The following is an 18,477-nucleotide window of genomic DNA, read 5'->3' on the forward strand; positions in this document are numbered from 1 at the left end:
GCACGCTGCTGCTTGGAGGCTAATAAAAAACAGCCGCTGTTCCCTTCCTTAAAAAGGGGGCAGCGGCTGTTTTGGCTTTATTTTATAAATATAGAAGTGCGTTTGGACGCTGTTCGATCTTACTTCCCGTAGTAGCTTTTCAAAGCTTCAATTATGCCGAGCGGGTTTTTGCGCAGGTCTTTGGCACTGAAATAAATATCGCCCTTCACCTCAGGATGCTTCGTATTGTATTTCAGCTGCTTGATCAGTTCCTCCGAGGTTTGCCACCCTGTTTCTTTCGTTCCCAGCTTGTAGGCGGCATGGCCGATATAAAGATCGACACCCGTGTTCGCCACTTGGGCTGCCCACCAATCTACCACTTTATCGTAACGCGCTGCGGAGAGGGACATGCTCCAATACACTTGAGGAGCGACATAATCGATCCAGCCCTGCTTGACCCATTTGCGCACATCAGCCGACATGCTGTCGTAGGCAGTGACTCCAGCATTCGTATCGGAGCCGTTCGCATCCTGCGATTTGTTGCGCCATACACCGAATGGGCTGATGCCAAAATCAACCGTCGGCCTGACGCTATGAATCGACTCGTCGAGCTGCCTTACGAATTCATCAATGTTGCTGCGTCTCCATTCCGCCTTGGTCGCCAGCTTCTTGCTGTTATAGGCCTTGAATGTGGCATCATCGCTCAGCGTAATGTTGGACGGATAAAAATAATCGTCCAAATGCACGCCATCGATATCGTAATTGTTCACAACTTCCATAATGACATCAATCACATGCTGGCGTGCGGCCGGAACGCCCGGATTAATGAGCAGCTGCGAGCCGGAGGTCAGCACCCAGTCGGGATGCTCCACCGCTACATGATTGGAAGCGAGCTTGCTCGTATCTGTATCCGTATTCGCCCGGAATGGATTGAACCAGGCATGGAACGTCATGCCGCGGCGATGCGTCTCATCCAGCATAAATTGCAGCGGATCGTAGGTAGGCGCTACTCCTTGCTTGCCCGTAAGCACCTTCGACCAAGGGACAAGCGATGATGGGTAAAGCGCATCAGCCGATGGACGAACCTGTACGAATACGGCATTCATCCCCATCGCCTGCACATCATCGAGCAATGCTTTAAATTCCTTCTCTTGCACAGCCTGTTTTCCATAGGAAGCCGTTGAAGGAAAGTCCAAATTGTAGATCGTCGATACCCAAACTCCTCTTAGCTCGGTGCCCGCAGCGGGAGTCGGTACGACTACCGGCGGCATCGGCTCTGTTGTAGCAGCAGGAGTTGGGGCCGGTGTAGAAGTTGGTATCGGAGTCGCCGTTGGACTCGGCTTCGCGGTAGCCGAGGGTGTTGGAGCAGGCGTTGCGGCCGGGCTCGCTGGCGTGCTTGGTACCGGACTAACGGTATCCTTGTACAAATTAACGACCTTGGCTTCATTATCCCATCTCACAGCAACGCCCAGCTGATTGCTGACAAAACGAAGCGGTACCATGACACGGCCGCTCACGGTCTGAACCGTCGCATCGAGCGTAATGACGCTGCCGTTCACGAATGCGCTATTTTGCCCCGAAACCATCGTAATAATCGTATCATCCTGACTAATCGTTACTTGCTTAGCCGCCTGCGACCATCTCACCTGTGCGCCCAGACTTTCGCTAATGACGCGCAGCGGCACCATCGTTACGTTCAAATCCTCCCGCAAATACGGCGGGACATCGCTGCTTACCACTTCGCCATCCAGCACAATTTGAATCGTCGGTGCTGCCGCAGCTTGTACAGAAGCTGGCGCTACGCCTGCCGGGATCATCAATATAAATAATAAGAGGAGCAGAAGCGCCCGTTTGAATCTCATTTCCTTAAAACCTCCAGATTTTTTAGTCATTTTTTCCTCTGATATGCTGAAAATATAGACGCTTCCTACTAAGATGAAGTTGCGTTTTACGGTAAAAAAGCAAGCCGACGGTATAGACCGCTTAATCGATAACGGCGATTTTGTAGCCGCCTTCTTTGTTTTTTTGGAAGGTGTAGGTCATTGCGCTGTTCTCTTCGAAACCTGCCTCCGACCATAAATTGACCTTTACAACTACATTGATATTGCCAGAGTCAAAGTAAGTGACATCTCCGATTCCCGTAAAATAATATTGGTAATAGCTCAAATAAAACTGAAACGGCTCCGCATGCGCCTGATCAAGAAAGGTGCTGTTAAATGCCTTCTGATCCTGCTTCAGCAGCGCCTCCAAATTCGCGTGCAGCGCTTCCGCCATCCCTTGCTCCTTCAGCTCGGATTGAGCCGCTTCCCAATCAATGTCCATCCCCGGTTCAAAATCGGCGAGCGTGTTGGCGGATGCATCAGCCGTTTCACTCGGGCTTGAACCCGCGGAAGACTCTGGCTCCAGCGCCGAACCAGCTTCCGGCACTTGCGTCGCTTCAGCTTCAGGTGATGCCGTGTTGGCGGATGCCGCTGTATCGGACTGCGGCGCATTCTCGGCTGCGGAGCAGCCTGTGAGCAGCAGAATACAAACAGCTGCTGCCTGCACTATTTTCAGAACCATTAGAAACCAACCCCTTCTCTCATTCCATCTACTCCTATGATCTAAACGCCAAAATCAGGAAAATAGTTTCGAGCTGCTGTTAGGCGATTCGGTACTATAAAAAGTGAGTACTAGTTCGCTGGCAAATAGGAGAATATAATGAGGCGTATACTTCCAGAGAAAGGCAAGTGAACGCTATGCTGCGTATAAACATGATAAGAATGGGCTTCCTGATGGGCATTGCATTGCTGCTTGCGGCTATTTTCTATTTATTCGCTGCGAATTGGAGCGGACTCAGCAGCTCTCACAAAATGCTGACCTCCGGCGGATTCGTTTTATTTTTCTATGTGCTGTCTTTCGGCTTCTCCCGGAGCAAGCTTCCGCTTGGCTTGTCCGCTTTTCTAAGCGGCATCCTCCTCATCGCAGGCTGCATCGCCTTTGGAGCAGCCGCAGCGCTTGCTGACCAAATATATAATCTGCATCAGCCTCCTTACGTCATTTGTCTCATTTCAACTCTGCCGAGCCTGCTGCTCGCTTGGATAACGCGATACAAGCCGCTATATGTGCTGACTTATATACTGGCGCATTTCACGCTGTATTTTTTATTCGATTATCGTTTGTTTACGCCTAATGTAGAGATGAACACCCTACTGGCCGATTCCACTTATGTGGCGTTCAATCTAGCTCTGTTCCTGCTGGCACAGACTAAGCGGCTTGCTTCTGAAATCGTTCGTCTGGCAAGCTTTGTAATGCTGCATATTTCGCTGCTCAACCTCGCTGGCGCCTTTGACCATGCCGGCCTATCGCTCTTCATGAATGTTTTGGATATCGCCGTCATTGCGGCCTGCTTCTATTACTTCATGCGAATACGGCTTGATAAAACGATGCTGACTCTTACCGCACTCGCTGCATCCGCTTATACGGTAGCAAAATTCATCCGTTTCTCGCTGGAGACCGAGTCCGTCTTCCGTTTCGTGCTAGGCATCTTGTTCGTTATCGTGCTGCTTACGGCAAATGTGCTGTTTTTCCGCTATATGAACAAGTTAGGCAATAAAACCACTGCTGCCGAGAGAACGACAGAGAGTGTTAAAGAGTCTGCTTCGGAAGCTGCTCAGCAGTCCGTGAATACTACAGCAAAAAAGACCACTGACCACCATCTGCTGGGCAGCATCGTCTCAACAGTCATTACGATTGTGGGCATCATCATCGGCAGCATTTCTGTTATTGGCCTTGTCGTGCTGCTAACGGATGAGAACGGGCCGCTGAAGACACAATATGCCCTTTATGCCTTATCGCTGCTGTTCATCGTACCGATGTTATTGCTGCCACGCGTAAATGCGGTCGTTCGCTACACGGTGTTTACGGTTGGCTTCGCCATGGGGCTCGTATCCATCGCCTGGATCGGGAAAGCGCCGCTGAGCGTCATTTTCTTGGCTATTGCCGTCATCAGCTGGCTTCGCCTCCAAGGACGGATGCAGCATTTGATCACCTATATGCTGATGAATATTGCCGCTGCGATTGTGCTTTATCAGCTATTCCAAAACATGCACGATGCTTATTCGATCATTATCATTTCCTTGACCGTGCTAAATGCAGTGGTATACGGCAGCTCATTCGCTGGTTTGAGTGGCGAGCGGCGCGCCCATATGAGGGAGGGCAGCCTGTTGTTCAGCTATATTTTTCTCTTATGGATGACATCGCTGGACCCGGTATTTGCTTATTCAGTAGTCCTGTTCAATGTGTTGGCCTTCATTCTGCTGACGGCTGCGGTATTCCTGTTCATCAAGCGTGAGCAAACGCTGGAAACAGCGGGAAGCTTCTTCTTCTGGCTCCTCTTTCTCACAATCAAATATTACGATTATTTGTGGACGCTGCTGAACAAATCGGTCACGCTTGCGCTGCTTGGCATTGTCGCACTCGGACTGTCCTATTGGTTCGCAAGCCGCCTGTTGAAGAGTGGGGGCCACTATGAGGGAAGCGATAAACCCGGATTTTTCATTGGAAAAAGGGTTTGGCTCATCGCCATAGTCGTGCTGCTACAGCTAGGCTTCATCGGCTATGAGACAGCTGCCAATGAGCGGATACCTAGCGCTAATAACCATGCGACAGCCCTTGCCGCTCCGGCCAACGATGCGGTTGGCACCGCCACTATTTCCGCCGCACGGTCTAGTGATAGCAACGCTGGCTGATCATAGCCGCATCGGCTAGCAATTCCAGCAAGCAGTTTAATTCTATGCCTATGTGCATTACAAATAGCGCCAAGCCTGCCGGCTTGGCGCTATTTCTTTATTTGCCACGCGATCGTGGTTATCTGGAGACAGGGCGGAACACCCGGCGCTTGTTCATTCTATCGGACACGAGATCCACTATTTGAAGAAAAGTGGAACAAAATCTGCTTGAGAGGACTACAAATCAGTTATTTCACCGAAACGGCGTATAAAGAAGAGGAAAACAACAAAATAAGGTCATTGGTGTCCGTGAAAATCCCAAAATCGTTATTTTCCCGAAAATAACGGCTCTGGTGTCCGCCAGCAGCGGGAATACGGCAGAATCATTCGGATTCGTATTCAGATTCGCATTCGCATTCGGATTCGCATTCGTGGCACACTGGTACCGCGACTCCGCTCGGCTACGGCTTCATTTTCCCTTCCTCTTGCTGGCTCCCAAGGACCGAAGCTGGAATTGCTGCGTCACACTCCGCGCGATTCGCAAGCGGGAAACGATTAATAACGAGCTCGCCCATGCCCCTCGTTATTTTCACCTCCGCTGTTTCCTCTGGTTGAAGAAACACGAGCATCGCCTGAATCGCAACATGAGGATCGACGGTATCGCCACAGGTGTAGCAGTCAAGCGCAGCAAAGCCCTTCTCGGGATACGTATGGATCGACATATGGCTTTCCGACAGCATGACGAGCACTGTCGCCCCCTGCGGCTCGAACTGCTCCGCTTGTACGGATAAAATCGTCGCGCCGCTCGCCTCTGCTGCTTGTACCATCTGCTGACTCAAAAGATCAGCGGCGTTCAAATGCTCGAATGCAATGCCCCAAGCGTCCATTGCGACATGGCGGCCATACGTTGAATATTCCATCTTCAGCACTCCCTCAGCAGCCTATTTTCTTGGTGTTTATAAAGGTCAGGACGTCGGTCATAAAAAGGAGCGACCATACCCTGCTCCCGGTTTGTGCGCAGCATGGAAAAATCCAACTCGGCCATCACGAACATGTCCTGATTCAGCTCGCCCGTCTCCAATATGCCATCCTCGGCAAAAGGAACATCGCAGGGCGTGAACAGCCCCGCCTGGCAATAGCCGCGGTCGACCTGCGGACGATCCTCGCCCAGCTCCCCAACGATACCGCTGAGCACAACGAACAGCTGGTTTTCAATCGCCCGCGCCTGCGCGCAAAGGCGCACCCTGTAATAGCCGAAGGAGGTGTCCGTATAAGACGGACATAACAGCAGCTCCGCGCCTTGATCGGCAGCAAGCCTAGCCAGCTCGGGAAACTCGATATCGTAGCAGGTCAGCATCGCCAGCTTGCCCCAGCTTGTTTCCACAATATTGAGGCTGTTCCCTGCCGCCAGCGGCCAGCGTGTCTGCTCCTCAGGCGTGAGATGCAGCTTGCTTTGCGTCTCTATCCGTCCATCCGGGAAGAACAGGAAGGCTTTATTGTAAAACTTCCCGTCTTCCTTGCAAATATGGGTGCCGCCCAAAATCATCAAGCCCTGCTCGCGGCTGTTTTTTTGCATCAAGGCCATATAATCCTCGGTATAGCTGTCTAAGTAACGGCAGGCTGCCTCATGATCCATTTCCTCCGTAAAGCCCAGCAAATGTGCGGTCATGTATTCGGGAAACACGATAAGATCCGCGCCCCGTCCTGCGGCCTCTTGGATGGTAGCCGTGATTTTTTGCCAAAATGCTTCCTCGGCCGTAATGCCCGTCAAGCTATATTGCACAGCTGCAACCAAAAATGGCCTCATAAGCGCCTCCTATGCTACGAATGAATTTGCAAGGAATAGATATCCGTCCTGCGATCGCGGAACGTCAGCACATCCTTGGACTTGCGGTAGCGCTGCAAAATTTCCATGTCGACTTCGACCATGATAATCGTCTCTGTATTTTCACTGCACTCTCCGGCAATGCCGTCGCGCGGGAATGAGGAATCAGCTGGCGTATATACACCAGACTGCGCATATTGAATATCGACATTGTCCACATGCGTCAAATTGCCGACCGTTCCCGAGGTGACTGTAAACACCTGATTTTCGATCGCCCGCGCCTGCGCGCAATATTTAACCCGCAGGAAAGTCTGGCGATCCTCCGCACAGAAAGGGATAAAAATCATCTGCGCACCGGCTTCCGCCACTGCGCGCGACAGCTCGGGATATTCAATATCGCTGCTCAGCTGAATGGAAATTTTGCCGCAGTCGGTATCGAATACCTCCAGCCGGTCTCCGCCGTTAATGCCCCACCATTTGCGCTCATTTGGCGAAATATGCAGCTTGTACTGCTGCTCGATCGTCCCATCGCGGCGGAATAAATGCCCCACATTGTATATGCGATTATTTCGCTCCACAAAATGCGAGCCGCCGATAATATTTACATTGTATTTAACGGCAAGCTCCGTAAACAGCTCCACGTATTCCGCTGTGAATGTCGTCAGCTTGCGCACCGCAAGGCTGGGCGACCGATCATCGAGGAAAGAGAGCAGCTGCATCGTCACATTTTCAGGAAACACGACAAAATCTGATTTGTAATCGGCCGCTACATCGACGTAATGCTCGCACTGTGTCGCAAACTCCTCGAAGGAGTCGATTTTTTTCATCATATATTGCACGACGCAAATGCGCACCGGAAACGAGAGCTTATAATGGATTTTGCTGCTGCTCGGCTTGTAGTCGATATTGTTCCATTCCAGCAAGGAGGCATAGCTCATCGAATCGTCATCATCGGGCAAATAGTTCGTCAAAATCCGCTTGAGCGTAAAGCCGTTCATCATTTGGAACGTCAGCACCGAATCATAAATGTTCTGCTGCAGCACTTCCTCCGCATATTCCCGCGGCGTCAGCTTGTCGCTGTATTTGTGATAGCCGGGAATACGCCCCCCGACGATAATGCTTTTTAAATTAAGCTTCTCGGCCAGCCGCTTGCGCGCTTCATACAGCCGTCTGCCGATTTTCATCCTCCGGTACTCGGGGTGCACCATAACCTCCATCCCATACAAGCTCTCGCCACGCGCGTTATGGTTGCGGATAAAGCCTTTATCCGTAATTTCCGAATACGTATGCTGCTCCAAATAGTCATCAAAGTTGACGATGAGGCTGGAGCAGGAGCCAATAATTTCGCCATCCAGCTCCACGCAAATTTGCCCTTCTGGAAAAATGCGAAGATGGCTTTCAAGCTGAACTTTTTTCCATGGGGCCATATTAGGAAAGCAAATGAGCTGCAGAGCAATAATCTGGTCGATATCTGCCGTTTCTATATTGCGGATGATCATCTTCTTCTCAAATTGAGCAATCGGATCGGCTGTCATAGAACGCCTCATTTCATTATTTGTCCTTAGTATACGTTTGAAAGTTTATAGCTGTATTAGAGTACGGTAAATGCTTTGTAAACTTCGTAACATTAGCATTGCCGTTTTTTTCGAAAATATGGAGCTTGGATTCAATATCGGCTGTGAAATAGGAAAAAGCCCGACGCACAGGCTGCTTTCCCCACAAGGGTACGCTTTCTGCGCGCCGGGCTTTCGCCACAGCAACTCGGTATGTTGTAAGGGAAGGCTAGGCAGTCGATTCCAGTCCGGCCGCTTTGCGCCTTAGTCGATTTTAATAACGCGACCCTTGTCATCCACAATAAACTTCGCTTTTCTGACTGTATCCTCTTTGACCATGCGTACGGAACGCACCGCCGGATCGGAATGATCCAGCTCCGTCTTCCAGCCTGCTGTGTTCACCAAAGCCAGCACCTGCTCGAAATCCATATCCTTGTAGCCAAAAAAGCCGCTTTGTCCCGCCCATTCCTTGAGCAGCACCGTTAGTTTATGATTCAGCTTGTCTTCTACCGTCGTATGAACGATTTTTTTTCTAGCCATTGTCCATTTCTCCTCTATTTGACCACGAATAAGTTGGTGCGTTACGCCTTAATTTCGAGCAGCTCGTATTTAATGATGCCCATTGGCGCGTTCACGCTAATAATGCTGCCTACTTCTTTGCCCATCAGCTCTTTGCCGAGCGGGCTTTCGTAGGATATTTTATTGCTTGCAACGTCAGCCTCTTCTGTGCCGACGATTTTGTATTCCAGCTTTTCCGCGAACTCCACATCGTTCAAAATCACGGTGAAGCCAATGTTGACCCGGCTCGTATCCAATGCTTCCACATCAATGACGCGGGCCTTCTTGAGCATTTTTTCCAAAATAATAATTCGGGTTTCCATGAAAGACTGGTCGTTTTTAGCTGAATGGTATTCGCTGTTTTCCTTCAAATCGCCGTAGCTGATGGCCAGCTTGATCCGGGCTGCGAGCTCCTTGCGCTTCACATATTTGAGATCGTCAAGCTCCGCTTCCAACTGGGCAAGCCCCTCTTGCGTTAATATAATTTCTTCTCTATCTTTCGACATCATAACAGCTCCTGTCCAGCATTCTATTGTTCATTCTAACCTAATTTGCGTCAAGTTGCGAAGACTGCCTTTCATTTATCGCTGGTTCACAAAAAAAGCACTTCCTGCCGCCTGTAAAAAAGCAGTCGGAAATGCCCGTATGCCTTGCTGTTATATGCCTATATGCCTGCTATGCTCTATCTCGCCGCGCTTTCCTGCGGCACTTGATCCTTGGACGCCTTGATCTGCTTGCTGCGAAGCTGTCCGCAGGCTGCGTCAATATCCGTGCCATGCTCCAGACGCACGCTGCAGCTAAGGCCATTTTTCTTAATCGTATCATAGAACGCCCGGATCGACTCCGGCTCGCTGCGCTGATATTGGCTGTGCTCATCGACCGGATTATAAGGAATGAGGTTCACATTCACGAGCGACCCTCTATCCGCAACAAGCTCTACTAGCTCAAGCGCATGCTCCACCTGATCATTCATATCCTTGAGCAAAATATATTCGAGCGTAATTCTCCGCTTCGTCTTCGCCAAATAATAATCGATCGCTTCCATCAGCTTCTCAATCGGCAATGCGCGATTGATCTTCATAATGCGCGTGCGCAGCTCATTATTCGGCGCATGCAGCGAAATCGCCAGATTAACGCCAAGATCGTTGTCGGCGAAATCCATAATCTTCTTCGTCAAACCGCTTGTCGACACGGTAATATGCCGCGGGCCAATCGCCAGCCCCTTATGATCCTTGATCACTTGCAGAAAATCGACCAAATTCGTATAGTTGTCGAACGGTTCGCCAATGCCCATTACGACCAGATGGCTGACGCGGTCGCCCTGCTGCTCCTTATCCAGATACAGCTGCGCCTTCATCACCTGCTCAACGATTTCTCCGCTCGTCAGGTCGCGGCTCTTCGCCAGCAGTCCGCTCGCACAGAAGCTGCAGCCGATGTTGCAGCCTACCTGCGTCGTCACACAGACGGATAAGCCAAACTTATGCCGCATCAGCACCGTCTCAATCAGATTGCCGTCGCTAAGCTTGAACAGAAATTTGCGCGTTCCATCAGCCGACTCCTGAAGCGTGTGCTCTGCCAGCGTCTGGATTGCAAAATGCTCTTCGAGCACCTTCAAGCATTCCGGATTTACGTCCGTCATTTCCTCGAATGACGTGACCCGTTTCCGGTACAAATATTCCCACACCTGCGTCGTGCGGAATTTTTTATGTCCAAACTCCAGCAGCCAGGCGGTTAGCTGCTCAAAGGTTAATCCATAAATGGATGGTTTCATCATGATTGTTCCTCTTTCCACTGCATTGAACGACCGATCCGTTCTTCTTTATCATTATTGTCCCAAAAATACTACCCGAACACAAGGGGCATGGAGAAAATGGCTCCGTGGCGGCCGTAGGTAAAGATTACTTTATAGTAATATGGGTACTTTAAAGTACGTACTGTTTATTTCGGGTGTAAGGGTGCATAATTACAGTTGTCAGCCAGCAACGAGCTAAACGCTGCAAATGACATTGCGGCTCAAGTATACATTTTATTTTTCAGGAGGAGAGTTCATTCATGACAGCACAACATTTGCAGGATACGGTCACGCTTCATAACGGCGTCAAAATGCCTTGGTTCGGACTTGGCGTATTTAAAGTAGAAGACGGCGAGGAAGTCGTCAGCTCGGTGAAAGCAGCGATTAAAAATGGCTACCGCAGCATCGATACCGCAGCCGTATATCAGAACGAGGAAGGCGTGGGCCAAGCAATCAAAGAAGCGATGGAACAGTACGGGGTTGCCCGTGAGGAACTATTCATTACTTCCAAAGTATGGAATTCCGATCTTGGCTATGAGACGGCAATTGCCGCATATGAGACTAGCCTTGCAAAGCTTGGACTAGCGTATTTGGACCTTTATTTAATCCACTGGCCTAAGCCGGGCAAATATAAGGAAGCTTGGCGTGCGCTTGAAACCTTGTATAAAGAAGGCCGCGTGAAAGCAATCGGTGTCAGCAACTTCCATGTCCATCATCTGCAAGATGTGCTGGATGGCGCAGAAATTGTGCCGATGGTCAATCAGATTGAGCTTCACCCCCGCCTGACGCAGCAAGAGATCAGAAGCTTCGCAAGCGAGCACGGTATCGTTATTGAAGCTTGGTCACCGCTCATGCAGGGAAAATTGCTCGATGAGCCTGTGCTGAAAGCCATTGCGGACAAGCATGGCAAATCGACGGCTCAAGTCATTTTGCGTTGGGATTTGCAAAATGGCATCATCACCATCCCTAAATCGATTAAAGAAAATCGGATTATCGAAAATGCCGCCATCTTCGACTTCGAGCTTTCCGCAGAAGAAATGGCACAAATCGACGGCTTGAATCAAAATGTGCGCGTAGGTTCAGATCCAGACAACTTCCATTTCTAATCTACTTAAAAAATGGTATAGATGACCGCGCGAGGCGGTGCGAGCTGCCTTTGGGCCATTAAGGAGGGGAATAGTCCCCTCCTTTTTTGCTGCCCCTATTTTCCAATGAAAACGAAAATATATTTCAAATCGACAAATAGCGACGAACTGTCTAAAATGAGGTTAGATGTTTGCAGCGCATGCAGATCAGATGAATCCGGAAGGGGCAGAGAGGCCTTGAGTCTGTCGGAAGTATTAGTTTCACTGGGTGCTTACTTGCTCCCGATGCTTTTATTTTTCTATATGGGTCTGGATGTGCTGTACCGCAACCCGAAGAAGATCGAGCATCAGCTCGTCAGCCTTATTATCGCTTGTTATTTTATTTTGTTTATGGAGGAGTATGTTCGGTTTCTGCTTCCCATTGAATACAGCCCAGCTCTTACAGCGTTGTGGTTTTCTAACGTTGGCATCGCCATACCTGGAATTGGCGTACATTTCATCTCCAAATTTTCCGGCATGGACAAGCGGCTTCCGCGTTGGATTTATCCCTATATTTTCTACATCCCACTGCTGATTATTCCCTTCAACATTTTTAGTAGCCAAAAATACATTTCCTCCCAAGAGTTCGTTCAAGTTGGCATTTGGAAATATCCCGTATACAATTTCCCTTATTTCGCCGCCATGACGGGCAGCATTTTGATTGCCATTGTCTATCTTGTTTTTCTATTGCTTGGTCAAGCCCGGGTTAGAGCTTCTCAGGATCACGAACGGGAGCCTATTTATCGGCTTATGATTGCCGGCACCATTATTACGATGCTTTGGGTTGGTTTCTTTGGCTATTTCCAATTCGAAAATACACTGCCCCCTTACTCTTATTTATACGGCGGTCTTGTCTGGTGCTTTATGCTGCGACTCGCTATGCAGAGGTTTGAGTTTCTCAATTGCAATAAACAGCGATATGAGCGACTATTCAATTTAAATCCAGCCGCGATTTTGCTCGTTGAGAGCTCCGGTAACATTAAGGAAGCCAATCCAAGTGCAAAGCAGCTGTTTGACCATTTGCAGCTGGAGCATACTGGACTGGATGCGCTAGCTAGTGCCGAGCTGAAAAAACGGCTCAGAAGCCAGCTGGAAATTAAAGAGCTGGAGACGAAAATTCATAATGGAGAAAGAGAACTCACGGTGCTGATTGATGGGGATTATATAACGGTAGATAATGAACCGCATGTCATTCTTATTTTCCGCAATATTACGCTGATCAAGGAGCATCAGGAGCAGATTGCCTTTCTCGCCTACCATGATGCGCTGACCGAATTGCCAAACCGCCGCTTCTTCTATGAAAGGCTGGCGGCAGCTATTGCGGAAGCTGCGCGGAAGGAGCATCAGCTCGCTGTCGTGCTGATTGACCTGGATGAATTTAAAGAAACGAATGACCGCTTCGGGCATGATGCAGGCGATGCTTTGCTGCGGCATACGGCTGGGCTCATTAAAGAAAGTGTCGGTGGTCAAGGCATGGCAGCTAGGCTGGGAGGCGACGAATTCGTCCTATTTATCAGCCCGCTCCCTGCCACCGATTGCGTCCACGAGATTATTCCTGAAATAGAGGAACGTTTTGCAAGCCGAGCGCTGAGCTATGGCAATGAGCAGTTGTTCGCGAAGCTCAGTATGGGGATCAGTATTTATCCGCAGGACGGACTAGATGGGGATTCCTTGCTGAACCGTGCAGATAAAGCAATGTACAAGCTTAAGCGCGAACGCAAGCTGCGGAAGCACAATATGGACCAGCTCCCGCAGTCGCAGTCGACTCTTTAGCTGTTAAATCGAAGCAACGAAGGGCTTCAAGCGCTCCAGCTGGCGCAGATGATGGCGGAAATGCATTTCTACGAGCAAGAACCATTCCTTAGCGTTCATCTCGCCAAAACCCGGATGCGGAACCGTCTGATGCTCAGGTGCCTGTGCAACCGCTGGCTCCAGCTCCTTCATGCGGTGAAGCACCTCTGCCATTCCTTGGATCAGCTCTTCTTTGCTGCTAGGCTGAATGGGTGTATATCCCGGAAAAGGATCAACGTGAACGCGAATTGGCGGCAAGCTGCCTTCGGCATAAATGGCGTTTTTCCTTTCCTTCATTTCCTTTATTTCCTTCATTTCACTAGTTGAATCACCAGGGCTATCGGAAGCTGGCGACTCCCCGCTCAAGCATTGCTCAGCAGAACTAAGCTGCATGTATAGCGCACTGTTGATTAGATGGACATAAACTTGACCGATCGACCATTCAGCTTCAGCCGGCTTTTTCTGCAGCTGTTCGAGCGTGAACAAGTCCAGCTCCCGTTCATATTGCTCCTTCAATGGTTCAAATTGCTTCAAAGATTGCAGCGTATTTATCAATTTGCACAGCCCCTTTAAGTAAGATAGCCCCAGTATAAGAAAAAGCTACTGACATCAGTATGTCAGTAGCTTTTTCAGTAGCTTTCCAAGATTTTAGCAGCTTCCTCCCGAACCTGATGGCGCAGTGATTCCGGCTCCAGCACAACGACGCCTGAACCCCAGCCAAGTATCCAATGCAGCAGCTCCTCCTGCACACGAACAAGAAAATTCACGTACAAGCCGTCCTCGTTCTCCTCAAATGATTCCATATAAAAGTTATTTTGTTCCTTCACTTTATCCGCTATAGAGGGATTTACCCGTATACGCACAGGCAGCTTGCGGTCATTTTCGGGTACATAAGCATGCAGATCAAAGTCCTGTGGCCGTCTGAAGCGCTCATCCAGCAAAGCAAGCTGCTCCATGCGCGACAAGCGGAAATGGCGCAGCGATGCCCTTAGCTCGCAATGGGCCAGCAGCAGCCAATTGCCCTGCGAAAGCACGAGTCCATATGGCGAGACTGTCCGAGTGCTATGCCGGGTTCCGTCCTCATCAGCATATATTTTCTTATAATGGAGACGTATTTTACGCTGTTCTAGTATTGCGGTGCGCAAAAGATTGATTTTCTGTTTATCCAATCCGCCCGCAAGCGGATCATAGGGTGCCAGCAGCTTGATGGCTGCACTGGTGCGGTCCGCTTCCTCACGGACACGCTCCGGCAATATAGCCTCGATCTTCCCGCGAGCGACTCTCGCCTTCGACGTATATCCCTCATCGAACTGCTGCTCGACAAAAACCGTACCAATCAATAAGGTCACGGCTTCCTCCACGGTAAAGCTAATAGGCGGCAGAAAATAACCCTCCATGAGCGAATAGCCGACACCCGGCTCTCCGATAATCGGGACACCGGATTCACTGAGCGCCTGCATATCTCGATAAATCGTGCGAACGCTCGTCTCAAATACCGCAGCCAAATCCTCGGCGCGCATCATGCCTTTACGCTGGAGCTCCAGTAAAATCGCTAACAATCGCTCTGTTTTATTCATAAAGAGCCATTTTAACCGCTATAGCATCGCTAGTCCTCATCGCAGATCCTCCTATTTTCATATTAGACGAAACGGTTTACAAGCTCTTGAGCTGCTCCTTATACTCCGTCGGGCTGCATCCTGCATATTCCTTGAACACTTTGGAAAAATAGTGCTGGTCGCTGAACGATAGCACATCGGACAGCTCTTTAATTTTCATCTCCGGCTTCGTTTCCAGCAGCCGGGACGCCTCCTTGATTTTCAAATTCAAGTAGTAGTGGACGAAGGTTTTCTCCGCATATTTCTTCATAATTCGGCTGATATAGGAGGGACTGACATGAAATCGCTGCGCAAGATCGGCAATGGACACATGCGAATACATGTTCATCTGCACGTACTCGTCAATTTGCTGAAACAGCTCGGAGCCGCTTTTGCGATTTTGATTTTGCAGCAGCTCAAAGCATTGCTCGGTCCAGAGCAGCAGTTGCTCGGTAAAGTGTGCAAAGCTGTCCAACTCCAGCAGCTTATTCGCCTGTTCCGTCAGCTTGAGCCTATTCCACGGGTCCTGCTCAGAGAGGGAGCTGCCGAAAGCCTCGGTCAGCAGCACCAGAAAGCGCTCCAGCTCAGCCAGCCGAACGTTGCTGCTCTGCCACTTTTGCAGCTGCTCTGCCAGCTTTAAGGCGAAGCGCTCCTTCTGGCGCTGGCGAATCATGTCCACGAAGCTGTTCGAGAGCAGCTCCGTCATCGCAGAATCAGCGCCAAGCGGCAGCGCCGAATAGCCTTTATCCAGCAGCAGCGGGCCCGTGATAGATAGCTGTTCCTTCATAAGCCGCGACATTTGCTGATAAAACTCCGCCAAGCGGCCGTCTGGGATTGCTTGCAGCTGGCCGCATAGCGAGGCATATAAGCCTTCCTTCAGCAAGCCGCTGCGCGCCGCCTCCATGCATTCATAAGCGGAAGGGTATTTATCCTTTACCGAAAGATTAACGAGGACAAAAAACTGATAGGGCTGCTGCGTTGGAAAAACCCAACAGTCATGCGGAGCAAAAACCTCCGTCAAGCCGGCTTGCAGCACGCTCAGCTTCCATTGCTCCTTATTCGGCGAGAAGGGCTGCTTATGGATGAGAAAAGGCGCTTTCGTCTGTTCCCGAAATTCCGGACCCAGCCTAAGCTCTGCATGAAAATCGGGATCAACGATATCTTTGAAGCTCCCGGCCTCCCCCGATTGCTGCTCTTTCAGTTGGACAATGATCCGCTCCATAACCTCTTGCAGCTGATGGCGCTCAACAGGCTTGAGCAAGTAGTCGAACACCTGCAAATTCAGCGCTTTGCGCGTATATTCAAAATCGTTGTAGCCGCTGATCAGCACAACCTTGAGCTGCGGATGAAGCAGCTTCGCCTGCTCGATAAGCGCCAGCCCATCCATTTTCGGCATCCGAATGTCCGTAAGCAATATGTCGATGCGATGCTGCCGCATAGCTGCCAGCGCTTCCTCGCCATTCGCCGCTGTTGCGGCAATATGAATGGGCAGCTCGGTTGCTTGCAGCAGCGCTTTAATATTGCGAAGGATCGGCTTGCTGTCTTCTGCAATTAAAGCCTGGTACATCGCTTATCCCTCCTCATCAGTAAAAATCCTTCGTCAGTGATGCAATAATTTGAATCGTTGCGCCTTTGCCCGTTTCTGCATTGTTGTAAACATTGAAAAAAAGGCGGTTTTTGTACATCAGCTTGAGCCGATTGACCGTATTCACCATACCCATATTGCCAATGCCCGTGCTGTTCATTTTCAGCTCAAGCGCTCCCGAATCGGAATCATCAATGTTCCCGAGTATTTCTTTGATTTTATCGTCGGCGAGCCCTTCGCCATTATCGCTAATCTCAATCGCCCACAATCCGTTATACAGCTTGAAGCGAATCGATATTCGCCAAGGCGGGTCTGTATTTTCGAATGCATGCTCAATGCAGTTTTCAACAAACGGCTGAATGACGAGCCGCGGAAGCTGGATCAAGCCCGTCAAATCATCATCAGCTTCAATGTCCCACTCCAAATCATCCTCGTATTTCTGCTGGACGAGCGATAAATAATTGCGCGTATATGCCAGCTCGTCCGACAGCGATACATGCTGATAGGGAGAGGATACAACATAACGCAGGCTGTCCGACAGCTGCTTGCACATATCCTGAACGACCTGATCCTTGCCCTCCTGGGCAGCAATACTAATCAAATACAGCACATTATGGATAAAATGAGGCGCGATTTGCGCTTGCAGCGCGGAATTGCGCGCTTTAATTTCCTCATGCAGCGCCAGCTTCTCGCGCTCAATCGATTGCTGCAGCCGCTCCAGCAGCTCCTGAAACGACTCATTGAGCAAAATCAGCTCATTATTATGCGAGCGGCTGTCCACCTTCACATTCATATTGCTGTAATTGACACGCAAAATTTGATTGCGCAGCTTGCGAATCGGCAGCAATAAATTTTTGGCGGAAAAATAAATGTAAAAAAAGGAAAACAGCATCAGCGAAGTAATGAGCAGGATGGAAATGTTGCTGATCGAGCTGACGGGGCCGAGCACCGCTTGTTTTGGAGTGACAATATAGGTCGTCCAATCGGAGCTGCTGGATTTGTAATACGTAATGTAGTTTTGTTGATGATCCATATACATGCCGCTTGCTCCCGACCGCGGCTCCAGCGTAGACAGCAGTTTGTCGACCTCTGCATTTTGCGAGCTTGAGATGAGCTGACCGTCCTGCGCCAAAACAAATACCTCGCTGTCTGCCAGCCCCTCCGCCGGCATTTGCAAATAAGCTTGATCCAGCTGGATCGACAAATAGCCGAAAATTTCACCATTTTGATTGATAATCGGGCGAATAAACGAGACTTTTCCTGCCTCCTCCCGATTGAGCAAATAGCCGCTTCTGCTCCAAATCGCTGAAGTTTCGCTGTCTGCCAGCAGCGGCTTTAAAGAAGGCGGCGTTCGGTCGTAGCCTATATAGGAGACCAATGCAGAGCCTTCGAGGTTGTAAATAATCATATCCTGAATGTTCAAGCTTGGCCCAATCGCCTGAAACATAATATCCTTCAGCTTGCGGCTGCGGGACAATCCTTCAAACGTTTGGGAAGCGGCGTCATCGGCCAGCAAAATATAAACATCTTTATTGGACAAAATACGTTGGGATAGCTGATTTTGGCTATCGATATAAATATCGAGCTGATCGCTGACCTTCTCTGCTGACATCAGCTTTTCATTTTCGGTCTTCTCTTTAAGCGGTTGTATAACGACGAGGTTGACATAGACCAGAAAGCTGCCAAGCACGATAAGCAGCAGCACAACGAACGTTAGAAAAAACTTGGTCTGTAGACTCGCCTGGAATTGGTTTTTACCGAACTTGCGATTCATGATAGCCAGCCCTATTCCTCCTTGAACCTTTTAATGCTCCTACTGTACCATTTGCAGATATCGACGGACAAGCGGTGAATGGCTCAGAGTGGACGGTTCAGAATATTACACATGAAAGGTAAATGCCAAACATGTACCTATCTGGCTCTAAAGTCTATAATCGAACCTGTAACCGCATTCAGAATGATTCAC

Annotated in this window: 15 protein-coding genes; 3 read left to right on the forward strand and 12 right to left on the reverse strand. The window is 49.7% G+C overall.

All coding sequences use genetic code 11. The features are described from left to right. Positions 1-119 precede the first annotated feature (119 nt). Positions 120-1,841 carry a family 10 glycosylhydrolase gene (locus AC6B99_RS17885; RefSeq protein ID WP_496663906.1) on the reverse strand — a complete coding sequence of 574 codons (1,722 nt, stop codon included), beginning with the start codon at positions 1,839-1,841 and terminating at the stop codon, positions 120-122. A gap of 121 nt (positions 1,842-1,962) precedes the next feature. Further along, a complete protein-coding gene (locus AC6B99_RS17890) occupies positions 1,963-2,541 on the reverse strand; it encodes a prolipoprotein diacylglyceryl transferase (protein WP_056036392.1) in 579 nt (192 codons plus the stop codon). Between the two features lie 176 nt (positions 2,542-2,717). Here AC6B99_RS17890 and AC6B99_RS17895 point away from each other — a divergent pair, with 176 nt between their 5' ends. Next, a complete protein-coding gene (locus AC6B99_RS17895) occupies positions 2,718-4,709 on the forward strand; it encodes a DUF2157 domain-containing protein (protein WP_496663907.1) in 1,992 nt (663 codons plus the stop codon). A gap of 440 nt (positions 4,710-5,149) precedes the next feature. On the opposite strand, the gene speD is transcribed toward AC6B99_RS17895, so the two are convergent. The 6 genes from speD to rlmN all read right to left on the reverse strand — a co-directional run bounded on the left by speD (position 5,150) and on the right by rlmN (position 10,398). Next, complete coding sequence (gene speD / locus AC6B99_RS17900; RefSeq protein WP_081418838.1) at positions 5,150-5,608, reverse strand: adenosylmethionine decarboxylase; 459 nt, start codon at positions 5,606-5,608, stop codon at positions 5,150-5,152. A 2-nt stretch (positions 5,609-5,610) separates the two neighbouring features. Further along, positions 5,611-6,495, reverse strand: a complete 885-nt coding sequence (locus AC6B99_RS17905) for a nitrilase-related carbon-nitrogen hydrolase (protein ID WP_494861283.1) — start codon at positions 6,493-6,495, stop codon at positions 5,611-5,613. A gap of 14 nt (positions 6,496-6,509) precedes the next feature. Continuing rightward, the gene (locus AC6B99_RS17910) at positions 6,510-8,060 is read right to left on the reverse strand and encodes a GNAT family N-acetyltransferase (RefSeq protein ID WP_494861285.1); all 1,551 of its coding nucleotides are present in this window, start codon (positions 8,058-8,060) and stop codon (positions 6,510-6,512) included. Positions 8,061-8,330: 270 nt separating this feature from the next. Further along, positions 8,331-8,606: a hypothetical protein gene (locus AC6B99_RS17915; protein ID WP_099517995.1), complete on the reverse strand. Its 276-nt coding sequence runs from the start codon at positions 8,604-8,606 to the stop codon at positions 8,331-8,333. Between the two features lie 41 nt (positions 8,607-8,647). Continuing rightward, on the reverse strand, positions 8,648-9,133 hold the full coding sequence (greA, locus tag AC6B99_RS17920) for a transcription elongation factor GreA (protein ID WP_442952530.1): 486 nt from the start codon (positions 9,131-9,133) through the stop codon (positions 8,648-8,650). Positions 9,134-9,306: 173 nt separating this feature from the next. Further along, positions 9,307-10,398: a dual-specificity RNA methyltransferase RlmN gene (rlmN, locus tag AC6B99_RS17925; RefSeq protein ID WP_056036383.1), complete on the reverse strand. Its 1,092-nt coding sequence runs from the start codon at positions 10,396-10,398 to the stop codon at positions 9,307-9,309. Positions 10,399-10,676: 278 nt separating this feature from the next. Here rlmN and pgoN point away from each other — a divergent pair, with 278 nt between their 5' ends. Together pgoN and AC6B99_RS17935 are read left to right on the forward strand one after the other, a co-directional pair. Then, positions 10,677-11,522 carry a glyoxal/methylglyoxal reductase gene (gene pgoN, locus AC6B99_RS17930; RefSeq protein ID WP_496663908.1) on the forward strand — a complete coding sequence of 282 codons (846 nt, stop codon included), beginning with the start codon at positions 10,677-10,679 and terminating at the stop codon, positions 11,520-11,522. A gap of 216 nt (positions 11,523-11,738) precedes the next feature. Beyond that, on the forward strand, positions 11,739-13,313 hold the full coding sequence (locus AC6B99_RS17935; protein ID WP_496663909.1) for a diguanylate cyclase domain-containing protein: 1,575 nt from the start codon (positions 11,739-11,741) through the stop codon (positions 13,311-13,313). Positions 13,314-13,316: 3 nt separating this feature from the next. Here AC6B99_RS17935 and AC6B99_RS17940 read toward each other — a convergent pair whose 3' ends face one another. The 4 genes from AC6B99_RS17940 to AC6B99_RS17955 form a co-directional block, all read right to left on the reverse strand. Further along, on the reverse strand, positions 13,317-13,883 hold the full coding sequence (locus tag AC6B99_RS17940) for a DinB family protein (RefSeq protein WP_056037032.1): 567 nt from the start codon (positions 13,881-13,883) through the stop codon (positions 13,317-13,319). Between the two features lie 77 nt (positions 13,884-13,960). Continuing rightward, complete coding sequence (locus AC6B99_RS17945) at positions 13,961-14,908, reverse strand: helix-turn-helix transcriptional regulator (RefSeq protein ID WP_056036377.1); 948 nt, start codon at positions 14,906-14,908, stop codon at positions 13,961-13,963. A gap of 76 nt (positions 14,909-14,984) precedes the next feature. Next, positions 14,985-16,493, reverse strand: a complete 1,509-nt coding sequence (locus AC6B99_RS17950; protein WP_496663910.1) for a response regulator — start codon at positions 16,491-16,493, stop codon at positions 14,985-14,987. A gap of 16 nt (positions 16,494-16,509) precedes the next feature. Beyond that, a complete protein-coding gene (locus tag AC6B99_RS17955; RefSeq protein WP_056036373.1) occupies positions 16,510-18,285 on the reverse strand; it encodes a sensor histidine kinase in 1,776 nt (591 codons plus the stop codon). Between the last annotated feature and the right edge of the window lie 192 nt (positions 18,286-18,477).

Source organism: Paenibacillus liaoningensis (assembly GCF_059609455.1).

What these genes read in the sequence shown, in the direction of transcription:
- AC6B99_RS17885 (WP_496663906.1), bottom strand. Translation starts at nt 1,841, where the DNA reads ATGAGATTCAAACGGGCGCTTCTGCTCCTCTTATTATTTATATTGATG.
- AC6B99_RS17890 (WP_056036392.1), bottom strand. Translation starts at nt 2,541, where the DNA reads ATGGTTCTGAAAATAGTGCAGGCAGCAGCTGTTTGTATTCTGCTGCTC.
- AC6B99_RS17895 (WP_496663907.1), top strand. Translation starts at nt 2,718, where the DNA reads ATGCTGCGTATAAACATGATAAGAATGGGCTTCCTGATGGGCATTGCA.
- speD (WP_081418838.1), bottom strand. Translation starts at nt 5,608, where the DNA reads ATGGAATATTCAACGTATGGCCGCCATGTCGCAATGGACGCTTGGGGC.
- AC6B99_RS17905 (WP_494861283.1), bottom strand. Translation starts at nt 6,495, where the DNA reads ATGAGGCCATTTTTGGTTGCAGCTGTGCAATATAGCTTGACGGGCATT.
- AC6B99_RS17910 (WP_494861285.1), bottom strand. Translation starts at nt 8,060, where the DNA reads ATGAGGCGTTCTATGACAGCCGATCCGATTGCTCAATTTGAGAAGAAG.
- AC6B99_RS17915 (WP_099517995.1), bottom strand. Translation starts at nt 8,606, where the DNA reads ATGGCTAGAAAAAAAATCGTTCATACGACGGTAGAAGACAAGCTGAAT.
- greA (WP_442952530.1), bottom strand. Translation starts at nt 9,133, where the DNA reads ATGATGTCGAAAGATAGAGAAGAAATTATATTAACGCAAGAGGGGCTT.
- rlmN (WP_056036383.1), bottom strand. Translation starts at nt 10,398, where the DNA reads ATGATGAAACCATCCATTTATGGATTAACCTTTGAGCAGCTAACCGCC.
- pgoN (WP_496663908.1), top strand. Translation starts at nt 10,677, where the DNA reads ATGACAGCACAACATTTGCAGGATACGGTCACGCTTCATAACGGCGTC.
- AC6B99_RS17945 (WP_056036377.1), bottom strand. Translation starts at nt 14,908, where the DNA reads ATGAATAAAACAGAGCGATTGTTAGCGATTTTACTGGAGCTCCAGCGT.
- AC6B99_RS17950 (WP_496663910.1), bottom strand. Translation starts at nt 16,493, where the DNA reads ATGTACCAGGCTTTAATTGCAGAAGACAGCAAGCCGATCCTTCGCAAT.
- AC6B99_RS17955 (WP_056036373.1), bottom strand. Translation starts at nt 18,285, where the DNA reads ATGAATCGCAAGTTCGGTAAAAACCAATTCCAGGCGAGTCTACAGACC.